Source organism: Nocardia sp. NPDC050630 (genome assembly GCF_044457245.1).
Classification (GTDB): domain Bacteria; phylum Actinomycetota; class Actinomycetes; order Mycobacteriales; family Mycobacteriaceae; genus Nocardia.
In genome coordinates, this window is record NZ_JBITGN010000010.1 from 121,227 (window position 1) to 132,226 (window position 11,000).

Annotated in this window: 13 protein-coding genes; 5 read left to right on the plus strand and 8 right to left on the minus strand. The window is 64.5% G+C overall.

Annotation, left to right across the window (positions count from 1 at the left end; all coding sequences use genetic code 11):
- Nucleotides 1–28 precede the first annotated feature (28 nt).
- The gene (locus ACIBG0_RS24620) at nt 29–613 is read right to left on the minus strand and encodes a TetR/AcrR family transcriptional regulator (protein WP_397035315.1); all 585 of its coding nucleotides are present in this window, start codon (nt 611–613) and stop codon (nt 29–31) included.
- Between the two features lie 169 nt (nt 614–782).
- Between ACIBG0_RS24620 and ACIBG0_RS24625 the strand changes: the two genes are divergently transcribed.
- A complete protein-coding gene (locus ACIBG0_RS24625; RefSeq protein WP_397035316.1) occupies nt 783–1,502 on the plus strand; it encodes an SDR family oxidoreductase in 720 nt (239 codons plus the stop codon).
- Nucleotides 1,503–1,564: 62 nt separating this feature from the next.
- Here ACIBG0_RS24625 and ACIBG0_RS24630 read toward each other — a convergent pair whose 3' ends face one another.
- Nucleotides 1,565–1,711, minus strand: a complete 147-nt coding sequence (locus tag ACIBG0_RS24630) for a DUF1059 domain-containing protein (protein WP_397035317.1) — start codon at nt 1,709–1,711, stop codon at nt 1,565–1,567.
- A 418-nt stretch (nt 1,712–2,129) separates the two neighbouring features.
- Here ACIBG0_RS24630 and ACIBG0_RS24635 point away from each other — a divergent pair, with 418 nt between their 5' ends.
- Nucleotides 2,130–2,336, plus strand: a complete 207-nt coding sequence (locus ACIBG0_RS24635; protein ID WP_397035318.1) for a hypothetical protein — start codon at nt 2,130–2,132, stop codon at nt 2,334–2,336.
- A 107-nt stretch (nt 2,337–2,443) separates the two neighbouring features.
- On the opposite strand, the gene ACIBG0_RS24640 is transcribed toward ACIBG0_RS24635, so the two are convergent.
- The 6 genes from ACIBG0_RS24640 to ACIBG0_RS24665 form a co-directional block, all read right to left on the minus strand.
- Nucleotides 2,444–3,100, minus strand: a complete 657-nt coding sequence (locus ACIBG0_RS24640) for a TMEM175 family protein (RefSeq protein WP_397035319.1) — start codon at nt 3,098–3,100, stop codon at nt 2,444–2,446.
- An 85-nt stretch (nt 3,101–3,185) separates the two neighbouring features.
- On the minus strand, nt 3,186–3,350 hold the full coding sequence (locus tag ACIBG0_RS24645; protein ID WP_397035320.1) for a hypothetical protein: 165 nt from the start codon (nt 3,348–3,350) through the stop codon (nt 3,186–3,188).
- Nucleotides 3,351–3,430: 80 nt separating this feature from the next.
- A complete protein-coding gene (locus tag ACIBG0_RS24650; RefSeq protein WP_397035321.1) occupies nt 3,431–4,195 on the minus strand; it encodes a 3-oxoacyl-ACP reductase in 765 nt (254 codons plus the stop codon).
- A gap of 13 nt (nt 4,196–4,208) precedes the next feature.
- On the minus strand, nt 4,209–5,567 hold the full coding sequence (locus ACIBG0_RS24655; RefSeq protein WP_397035322.1) for an aldehyde dehydrogenase family protein: 1,359 nt from the start codon (nt 5,565–5,567) through the stop codon (nt 4,209–4,211).
- Nucleotides 5,564–6,304 carry a gamma-glutamyl-gamma-aminobutyrate hydrolase family protein gene (locus ACIBG0_RS24660; protein ID WP_397035323.1) on the minus strand — a complete coding sequence of 247 codons (741 nt, stop codon included), beginning with the start codon at nt 6,302–6,304 and terminating at the stop codon, nt 5,564–5,566. The genes ACIBG0_RS24655 and ACIBG0_RS24660 overlap by 4 nt, the downstream gene beginning before the upstream one ends.
- Complete coding sequence (locus ACIBG0_RS24665; protein WP_397035324.1) at nt 6,285–7,649, minus strand: glutamine synthetase family protein; 1,365 nt, start codon at nt 7,647–7,649, stop codon at nt 6,285–6,287. Before ACIBG0_RS24665 ends, ACIBG0_RS24660 begins: the two co-directional genes overlap by 20 nt.
- A gap of 382 nt (nt 7,650–8,031) precedes the next feature.
- Here ACIBG0_RS24665 and ACIBG0_RS24670 point away from each other — a divergent pair, with 382 nt between their 5' ends.
- From ACIBG0_RS24670 to ACIBG0_RS24680, 3 genes are read left to right on the plus strand one after another with little or no spacing between them, the layout of a single operon-like run.
- Nucleotides 8,032–8,868: an SDR family oxidoreductase gene (locus ACIBG0_RS24670; RefSeq protein ID WP_397035325.1), complete on the plus strand. Its 837-nt coding sequence runs from the start codon at nt 8,032–8,034 to the stop codon at nt 8,866–8,868.
- Between the two features lie 50 nt (nt 8,869–8,918).
- Nucleotides 8,919–9,989 (plus strand): 3-oxoacyl-ACP synthase III family protein, encoded by a 1,071-nt coding sequence (locus ACIBG0_RS24675; protein WP_397035326.1) that lies wholly within the window; start codon nt 8,919–8,921, stop codon nt 9,987–9,989.
- Between the two features lie 3 nt (nt 9,990–9,992).
- A complete protein-coding gene (locus ACIBG0_RS24680; protein ID WP_397035327.1) occupies nt 9,993–10,904 on the plus strand; it encodes a hypothetical protein in 912 nt (303 codons plus the stop codon).
- Nucleotides 10,905–11,000 lie beyond the last annotated feature (96 nt).

The window sequence follows — 11,000 nt, forward strand, 5'->3', positions numbered from 1 at the left end:
CCCCACATGGGCGGATTTACAAAGGATCTCACGGCGCGAGCATGGTCGCGACACTGCTCGTGACATCCTTCGCCAGCGCGGCGTTCACCGGTGCGTGGTGACTGAGCAGTCGATACCACATCGCACCGAAGACGAAATCGACGACGAGATCCAGCGGGACCGACGGGGTCAGTGTTCCGGCGTCGATACCGCGCTGGAGCAGTTCACGCAGTGTCGCTCGTCGCGGGCCGATCACGCTGTCCTGCAATCGTTTGGACAGGGCCGGATCACGCTGTGCGTCGGCCATCAATCCGACCAGCGCCTGACCCGTCACTTTCCGCGCGAGTTCGAATGTGGCCGTGAGCAGGCGCTCGACCGCGACGAGCACATCCACCGATTCGTCCGAAACCCGCAGTGCCGCATGTTCTTCGGCCAATCCGATCAGTGCCTCGATCAGGATGGAGGCCTTGTCGGGCCACCAGCGGTAGACCGTCTGTCGCCCGACGCCCGCCCCGTCCGCGATGGCCTTGATGGTCAGGTCTTGGTAGCCGTCCCGCTCGCAGAGCTGCAGCGCGGTGTGCAGGATGGCGCGCCTGGCGTCCTCACTGCGGGGTCGACCGCGGGTTCCTGTCATGCGCGTCACTTTACAAGACACCGTGCCTCGAATATATTAACGAGGCACGGTGGTTCGAAAATCATCGTGATTCGAACTTCAGGAGGATCTTGTGAGCGAGCGTCAGCGAGCGAACCATGTCACAGCGCGCGTTGCGCACGACGGAGCCGAGCGCCAGCGAGGCGTAGCCGTGAGCAATAAAGTCGTCATCGTTGGCGGAACCTCTGGAATCGGCCTGGCGACCGCTCGCCGACTCGCCGCACACGGCGCCCAGGTCGTCATCGCCGGACGCAACGAAGAACGACTCGCCGCGGCACTTGCCGACCTCGGCCCGCAGGTCACCGGCAAGGTCGTGGACGCGCGGGCCGAAAATGAACTGGCACAGCTGTTTTCGGAGGTCGGACCGGTCGACCATGTGGTGGTTACCGTGACCGGACCGTCCGGCACCACCCCGTTCCGCGAGCTGGGTCTGGACCATCTGCAAGCCCATGTCTCCGGCAAACTTGTGCCGCACGTCGCCACCATTCAGGCGGCGCTACCGCACCTCGCGCAGGACGGATCGATCACGCTGGTCTCCGCCGCATCCGCGGGCGGCGCCATGCCGACAACCGCCGCACTGGCCGCCGTCAATGCCGGTGTCGAGGCCATCGTTCCTGTGCTCGCGGTCGAACTCGCACCTGTGCGCGTGAATGCCGTATCGCCGGGTGTGATCGACACCGAATGGTGGAGCTTCCTCCCCGAGGATGCCCGCGCCGAGGTGTTCGCCGGAATCGCGGCGCAGACTCCGGTCGGCCGGATCGGCAGCGCGGACGATATCGCGAAGGCCATCGAATTCCTCACCGACAACACCTTCACCACCGGCGTGGTGGTTCGGGTGGACGGCGGTGCTCGCCTCGGTTCCCCCAAATAACCCACCGCAGCCGGCCTTTTCGTCACGAGCGTGTTCGCGTGACGAAAAGCCGGGTGTGGTGCTCAGTAAGCGATGAACAGAATTTCATCCCGGGAATAGTCGTGCCCCGGGTGGTTCTCGGCCAGATGCGCCTTGGTCTTCTCGACCAGGTCATCCTCATCCGTCCCGACGATCCGTTCGCCGCAGGGGCAGTTCAGATTTCGCTTCATCAGCGGTCCTTCCTTCTCCCCCGCCAGTCTAAGCACGCGCCGTACACACGAGCCGCCGCATACCCCATCCGGGCCAGGCTGCGCACTGCCACGGCTCAACGCACGTGGATCTGCGCGCATGCTGCGGGCTGTACCTCGTAAAAGATCACTCCAGACGGGAATGGCGTGCACCGCGCCTACGGCGACGGCGCGAGCTTCGCGCGTCACTACCAACTCCACCCGGCACAACACCAGCCAGTAGTCGTAGGCCCTCTCGTGTGGTTCGGCCGAGACGGACACGCCTGATTCGTCGTCGCTCGCGCGGCGATCGGTGGCGGCCGATACCGGACGAAACGCCTCATTGCGGCTCGGACAAATCCGACAATCTCGACCTCGGCACCGCGCTCGAAAGAGCGCAGAATGGGACCAGGAGGTCATGATGCAACTGCTCAAGGGCCTGCTCGGTGTGGTATTGGGGATCGGGACAGCCGTGCTCGGCACGGTAGTCGGGATCCTCGCGGCCGTGGTCTGGCTCGTCGGCGCGGTGCTGTGCGTGACAGTGCTCCTCATTCCACTGGGGCTCCCCGTCACACGGCTCGGCCGCCGCCTGTTCACGCTCGCCGGGCAGCTGATGCACCTTCCCTGAGGACGGTCCTCGGCTTATTCGACGCCGGACGCGCCGCCGAGCTTCCACGTGCCGCGACGGTCTTGCACGCACCGGCAGATCGGTTCCCTCCCAACGCAGACCGCAACCTATTCGGTGTCCTGCGCGGACTGCTTCCCCCAGCCTTGGCTGGTGATGGCGTAGAAGATGGCGGTCAGCAGGTAGAGGATGAGGGCGGCTACGGGCCAGAGGAGACCTATGGCTATGCAGAGGGCGTAGATGAGGATGCCGGGGTAGGCGCGGGTGGTTTCGCGGCGGGCGAAGGCGGCGTCGTAGCCGGGTTCGAAGAGTTCGGGGTGATGGACAAGGCGCCACCACAATGGGGCCCAGGGGATGGTCATCACGACGCCCGCTATGCCGTAGACGGCGGCGGCCGCGGCCGCGTCGCGTTGTTCGCCGTGTACCACGTATTCGGCGAGAAGGCCGGTGGGGAACGGCAATACGGAGACGCCGAGTAGCAGCATCAGGTTCCACCACCGGATCACGTGGTCGAGGTGGCGCAGGCGGCCGAAGAAGCTGTGGTGGTTCATCCAGATGATGCCGATGGTCAGGAATGAAGCCAGATATGCCACATACGACGGCCAAATGTGGCCGAGCGCTTCGAGCAGGTGGCCCGGTTCGTGCTCGGGCACCCGAATCTCGAGGATCAGCAGGGTGATCGCGATGGCCATCACGCCATCGCTGAATGCCTCCACCCGGGCGGTGCCCGATAATTGTGCGCTCGGGAGTTGTCCGTCGTCGACCATATGTGCAGGGTAACGCCGTAACGTTACCCATGCCCTTGCTATCGCTTTCGGCGTAGCGCCGCATTGAATCCGGCGCTACGCATACTCAATTCCCTTGATCCACTTGTGGATACGATCCGGGCGCGCTGCCGTCACTGCGGCTGAACACCGGGCGGAAGTCGCCGCCGCTGGTGTCGGCTTGGACGGACGACTCCGTCGCCAAGGCGTCGTGGCTGAACAGCCCGGGCGATCGCCCATCTTCCGTACTCATATCACGAGCCTCCCTCTGATCGGCGACCTATGGCGAACCCTGGCTTGCTGCTCAGCGGTCCGCCCGCATCAACCGTACCTTTACAACGGTGTGACGTACGCGCCGGAGATGCCACCGTCCACCAGGAACTGCGATGCGGTGATGAACGAGGCGTCGTCGCTGGCCAGAAATGCGACGGCCGCCGCGATTTCCTCCGGCTCGGCGAAACGCCCGACGGGGATATGCACCAGACGGCGCGCGGCGCGCTCCGGATCCTTCGCGAACAGCTCCTGCAGCAGCGGCGTATTCACCGGTCCGGGGCACAGCGCGTTGACCCGAATCCCGTTGCGCGCGAACTGCACTCCGAGTTCACGGCTCATCGCGAGCACACCGCCCTTGGATGCGGTGTAGGAGATCTGCGAGGTCGCCGCACCCAGCACCGCGACGAACGACGCGGTATTGATCACCGAGCCCTTACCCCGTTCCAGCATGTGATTGATGGCGTACTTGCTGCACAGATACACCGAGGTCAGATTGACCTCCTGCACCCGCCGCCAGGCCTCGATACCGGTGGTCAGGATCGAATCGTCGTCAGGCGGCGAGATTCCAGCATTGTTGAAGGCGATATCGAGTCCGCCATAAGTGTCGACGGCGGTCTGGAACATGGCCTCCACCTGGGCCTCGTCGGTGACGTCCACCTTCACGAACAGGCCGCCCACGGCACTGGCCGCGGCCTCGCCCGCGGCGGCATCGACATCGGCGACGACAACCTTGGCGCCTTCGGCCGCGAATCGGCGCACCGTGGCCAAGCCGATACCACTTCCGCCACCGGTGACGACGGCGACTCGATCCTGTAAGCGCTGCAACACATCTCCTTAACTAGGTGGCGATGAAGACGTTCTTGGTCTCGGTAAAGGCGAGTGCCGCATCGGGTCCGAGTTCGCGCCCGAGACCGGACTGTTTGAATCCGCCGAACGGCGTCCAATACCGCACCGAGGAATGCGAATTCACCGACAGGTTCCCGGCCTCCACACCGCGTGCCACCCGCAGCGCCCGGCCCACATCATTGGTCCATATGGAGCCGGACAGGCCGTATTCGGTGTCATTGGCAATGCGAAGGGCATCGGCCTCGTCCTCGAACGGCACCACCGCGACCACCGGCCCGAACACTTCCTCGGTGAGTACCCGATCCGAGGGCGTGTCGGGAAGCACAACCGTTGGCGGATACCAGAATCCGGGTCCCTGCGGCTGTGTGCCGGTGAAGGCGACCTTGGTCGACGGCTCGATGAACGATGCCACCCGGACGCGATGGGCGGCCGAAATAAGCGGCCCCATTTCGGTGGACTCATCGCCCGGATCACCGACCCGAACCCCGCGAACCGCCGGTTCGAGCAATTCCAAGAATCTGTCGAAAACACTGCGCTGCACCAGAATTCGCGATCGCGCACAGCAATCCTGTCCAGCATTGTCGAAAACACCGTAGGGCGCGGTCGCGGCCGCGCGCTCCAAATCGGCATCGGCGAACACGATATTCGCGCTCTTCCCACCGAGTTCGAGCGTCACCCGCTTCACATGACGCGCGCATCCGGCCATGATCTCCTTGCCCACCTCGGTGGACCCGGTGAACACCACCTTCCGGACAGCCGGATGGGTCACGAACCGCTGACCCACCACCGACCCTTTGCCGGGCAACACCTGGAAAACCCCGTCCGGCATACCGGCTTCGAGCGCGAGTTCACCCAACCGAACAGCGGTCAGCGGGGTCAGCTCGGCAGGCTTGAGCACCACGGTATTCCCGGCGGCAAGGGCAGGCCCGAATCCCCATGCCGCGATCGGCATCGGGAAGTTCCACGGCACGATCACCCCGACCACGCCGAGCGGTTCGTGGAAGGTGATATCCACCCCGCCCGCGACCGGAATCTGGTTGCCGAGCAGGCGTTCCGGAATCCCGGCGGCGAAATGCAGCACATCGCGGACATTGCCCGCCTCCCAGCGCGCATTGCCGATGGTGTGTCCGGCATTGGTGACCTCGAGCTGGGCCAGCTGCTCGATGTTCGCGTCGACGACGTCGGCGAATCGACGCAGCAGCCTAGCCCGATCCCCCGGCGCGACCGCGCGCCAATCGTCCCCGGCCCGCTGCGCCCGCTCGATGGCCGCATCGGTCTCGGCCGCGCTCACCAGCTCGAGTGTCGTGACGACCTGCTCGGTCGCCGGGTTGACCACCTGTGTTGTCGTCACGAATTCCGCTCCTTTCGATAGTTGGCCGCCGCTTCGACCAGCGCTCGCATCAGCCGCGTGTCGGTCGCATCCGCCTCCGGATGCCACTGCACACCCACCAGGAACGGACCGTCCGGCGCCTCGGCCGCCTCGATCGTGCCGTCCGACGCGTGTGCGGTCGCGACCAGGCCGTCGGCGAGGATGGCGACTGCTTGGTGATGGTGGCAATTCACCTTTACCTCGGGCCCGGCGATCGTGGCGACCAGGCTGTCGGGCACGGTCGTGACCCGGTTCGGGTGGAAGCCGCCCGGCGTACCGGAATGGTCGTCGTGGCCGAGCTGATCCGGCAGATGCTGGATCAGCGTGCCACCGAAGGCGACGTTGACCAGTTGCATGCCGCGACAGATCGCGAGAATCGGCAAACCGGCCGCGCGCGCCAAGGCGAACAGCTCGAATTCGGAATCGTCGCGGTCGGCTCGGAGTGGGCCGAGGGCCCCGTCCGGTGGTGCACCGTAGCGGGCCGGATCGATATCGGCGCCACCGGTCAGCACCAGCCCGTCGAGCCGATCCACCAGCTCCGCGCGCGCCACGCCGGTGGGTGGCAGCAGCACCGGTATGCCGCCCGCACGCTCGACCAGCTGCAGGTAATTGTGCGGCAGTACCGCACTCGGCACATCCCAGGCGCCGAACCGGGTCTGTTCCAGGTAGGTCGGCAGGCCGATGACCGGACGGATCTGCTCAGAGCCGCTCGAAACCACGGATTCGCTCCCAATCGGTGACCGCGGCGTCGAAGGCGTCCAGCTCGACCTGTGCCGCATTCCGGTAATGGTCGACCACGTCGTCGCCGAACGCTGTTCGTGCCACCTTGCTCTCGCCGAACAATTGCGCCGCTTCCCGCAGCGTACGCGGCACTCGCGGGCGCTGGGACCGGTAGGCATTGCCATGGAATTCCGGCTCGAGCGGGAGCGCGTGCTCGATACCGTGCAATCCGGCGGCAATGGTCGCGGCGACGGCCAGATACGGATTCACATCGCCGCCCGGAATCCGGTTCTCCATCCGCAGGGACAGATCCTCACCCACCACGCGCAGCGCACAGGTCCGGTTGTCGCGTCCCCAGGCCAGTGCGGTCGGGGCGAAGCTTCCTGGCACGAATCGCTTGTAGGAGTTGATATTCGGCGCGAGCAGATAGGTGAATTCGCGTAGGCAGTCCAGTTGTCCGGCAAGGAAATGCCGCATGAGCGCCGAGGTGCCGTGCGGGCCGTCGCCCGCGAACACCGCGGCGCCCGAATCGCCGCGCAGGCTGATATGTATATGGCACGAATTACCCTCGCGCTCATTGTATTTCGCCATGAAACTGAGACTGCGCCCCTCCTGGGCGGCGATTTCCTTGGCGCCATTCTTATAGATGCTGTGGTTGTCGCAGGTCACCAGCGCCTCGTCATAGCGGAAGGCGATTTCGTGCTGTCCTGGATTGCATTCCCCCTTCGCTGATTCGACATACAGTCCCGCACCGGCCATTTCGTTGCGAATACGGCGCAGCAGCGGTTCGATGCGTGCGGTCCCGAGCATCGAATAGTCGACGTTGTACTGGTTCGCGGGCCGCAGATCGCGATAGCCGGAATTCCACGCGTCCTCATAGCTGTCGTCGAAGACCAGAAACTCGAGTTCGGTCCCCACATAAGCCCGCAGTCCACGCTCGGCGAGCCGCGCCAATTGCGCCCGCAATATCTGCCGTGGCGAAACTGTCACCGGCGTGTGCGCCGGTTCCACGTGCTCCACATCACACAGCACCAGCGCGGTTCCCGGCTGCCACGGCACCAGCCGCAGGGTACTCAGATCCGGCCGCAGCACGAAGTCGCCATAACCGGTTTCCCAGGAGGAGATCGCGTACCCGTCCACCGTGGCCATATCGACATCCACCGCGAGCAGATAGTTGCACGCCTCGGTGGCATGCCCGATCACCTCGTCCAGAAAAAACCTGGCAGCACACCGCTTTCCCTGTAAACGGCCCTGCATGTCGGTCATTGCTACCAGCACCGTGTCGATCTCCCCCGCCTCGACGAGCGCGCGCAACTGCACCAGCTCCAGCATCCCCGTACGCATCGACAACCCCTCTCGGCAGCAACTTCGCCAACGCTAGAGCAAAAGGGTCGAGTGCGTGTCCCGACACACAAAACCCAATGGTCGGTTGGTGTTGAACGGCCGCGCTGGCAAGGCATCGTCATGCATCGGTGTGTACCAAGTGCGCTGACCCTGAAACCGGCCCACGTGGAACGACCTACCCCTATCGCCCCCTATCCACAGTCATGCGCGATGGCTACAACTCGCGTACAGCATCATCCGCACGAATTCGGCACGCGCGTATTGATCTGCATGATCGATCGATCGCGCGCGGCCACCAGGCCTTCGGCACACAGCGGGCAACTCGCCGAAGGAACCCGGAGAGCGGATTTCGGCCGTGCGATTGGTGGCAGGCTGATCGAACATGAAGACGATCCTGATTACGGGGGCCACCTCGGGCATCGGTCTGGAATCCGCACAACAGCTCGCCGCGGGGGGCGATCGGCTGGTGTTGGTCGGCCGGAATCCGCAGAAGCTTGCCGCCAGCGCGGAATTGGTACGGGCCGCAGGGGCGGGAGGGGTCGATACGCTGGAATGCGATATGGCATCGCAGTCCTCGGTGCGCCAACTCGCCAAGGCAGTCCAAGCCGCCTATGACCACATCGATGTACTGGCGAATAACGCGGGTGGCTACCACCAGACGCGCACCGAAACCGAGGACGGTATCGAGGCAACCTTCGCCACCAACCATCTCGGTGGATTCCTACTCACCGAACTGCTCATCGATCTGCTGGTGCACAGCGCCCCCGCGCGCATTCTGTTCACCTCCTCGGTGATGCACTACGGCGCGACCCTCGATTTCGACGATCTCGGGTTCCGCGAAGGCTATTCGGGCGAAAAGGCCTACAGCCGGTCCAAATTGGCCAATGTGCTCTACGCCCGCGCACTGGCCGATCGGCTCGCGGGCACCGGCGTAACGGTCAATGCGTTCCATCCCGGCGCGGTCGCGACCGGTATCTGGAATTCGCTGCCGTGGTTCGGGCAACCGATTATCGCGCTCGGCAAGCGCCTATTCTTTATCACCGCGGCCGAGGGCGCCGCCGCGCTCACCTTCCTCGCCACCGATCCGAGTGTCGCGGAGGTGACCGGCGCCTATTTCCGTAAGACCCGCGAGCGCGAACCGTCGCGGCTGGCACGCGATGATGCGTTGGCCCGCCGATTGTGCGAGGTGAGCGCGAGTTTGGTCGGGCTGCCCCTATAAGGCGACCCACGACAGCGCCGTCGAACCTCCTGGCAACACAGGGAAATCACGTGACACAGAAAGCAGGGGTAATGCTGCGCACGCGTTTCGAGTCCATCGGCTCGTACACACCATCCACCGTCCGTTCTACCGAGGAGATCATCGCTGGACTCGCGGTACCGAGATCCCTTGATCTGGAACGGATTACCGGTATCAAGCATCGGCGGGTCTACGACTCCAGTGACGAGGGCTACGAATCCTCCTTCGATCTGGCACTGCGCGCCATCGAGGACTGCTTGGCGCACTCCGATTACGCCCCCGATGACATCGACGTGGTTATCTCGGCCTCCATTACCCGCACTCGTGGTAAGGAAATCTTCTGCTACGCACCGTCTTTCGCGGTCATGCTTGGCAAGCAGATCGGCACGACGAAGGCCAGGCACTTCGATGTGTCGAATGCCTGCGCGGGCATGATGACCGGGGTGCTGGTGCTGGATCGGATGATCAAGGCCGGTGTGGTGCGCAATGGGCTGGTGGTCAGTGGCGAACAGATCACCCCGATCGCCGAAACGGCGGCGCGCGAGATCAACAAGCCCTACGACCCGCAGTTCGCGGCGCTGACCGTCGGCGATGCGGCGGTCGCGGTGATGCTCGACGACCGCGGTGACGATGACGACGAAATCCACTACGTCGAACTGATGACCTCCGCCGACGGCGCCGAACACTGCATCGGCATGCCCAGCGACCAGGCCCCGGGAATCGCGCTCTACACCGATAACCGCGCGATGCAGAACGAGGGCCGCTATCTGCAGGCCATCAACCGCATGTCCACCTTCCTCGAGGAGACCGGGCGCACCTGGGAGAGCGAGAAGTTCGACTACTGGATCCACCACCAGTTCAGCGCACCCGCCATCGAGTACATCTCGCACCTCACCGAACGCCACTTCGGCACCCCGATGCCGCAGGCCCTGAATGTCTTGCACGACTTCGGCAATACCGCGTCGACCTCGCACTTCGTGGTCCTGCACGAACACCTGGCGCAGCAGAAGATCCCCAAAGGTTCCAAGGTGCTGATGATTCCGGAGGCATCCGGCATCGTCTCCGGACACCTCGCCGCCACCATCTCCCGTCTGGAGGCCTGACCCATGCCGACCACCATCCTCGCGGCCGCGATCAATGCCGATCTCGATACCGGCAGCTATTTCGAACTGGCGACCCGGGCGGCCACCTCCTGCCTCGAACAGGCAGGCGTCGCCCCGGAGCAGGTCGGAATGCTCATCAATGCCGGAGTCTTCCGCGATCAGAACATCTGCGAACCCGCGGTATCGGCGCTGATCCAGAAGCGCATCGGCATCGGCCTCGAATACGCGCCCGGCCGGGTACCCGCATTCTCCTTCGATCTGATGAACGGAGGGACCGGTCTCCTACACGCGATCGCGACCGCCGAATGTTTTCTGGTCAGCGGCGAAGTGTCGTATGCGCTGCTGGTCGCCGGTGATACGCATCCGTCGACCGAACGTCATGTCGAGGGTTTCCCCTATAGCACCAGCGCCGCCGCGATCCTGCTCGCAACATCGAGCACCACCGGCGGATTCGGTGCGTTGCACACCACCGATACCGCCGGGCCCGCCGATCCGACCGCCTGGGTAGCGATGAGCGAGGTGGGCGCGAACGGGCGCTCGGCCATGAGCACCAAGGCCGGTGCCGACGATCCGGTCGAATTGGCCATCATTGCCGTGCGCGATTGCCTGACCGCCGACGGATTGGACGTCGACGATTTCGCCGAAGGTCGCGCGGTGCTACTCGCACCGACCTGGACTCTCGCCTTCCGCGCCCGTCTGGCATCGGCGCTCGGGTTCACGCCGGAAGCGATCGTCGGGGTCGATCCCTCGGTGGACAATCCGTACTCCGCGGCTCCGGTGCACGCGTATGTGAGCGCGCGCGACAGCGGCGCCCTCGCCGCGGCACGCACGGTGCTGTTCCTGGCCGCCGATGACACCTCGGCCGCCTGTCTGGTCTACCACCAGCACGTATTCGCGCACGCCGCGAGTCAATGACACGAAAGGCATTGAAGCGCCTCATGTTACGTAGGTGTCATCAGTTGTCGTGACAGGATCGGGCGGGCGAATTAACCTGGGTTCACCGGCTGGATC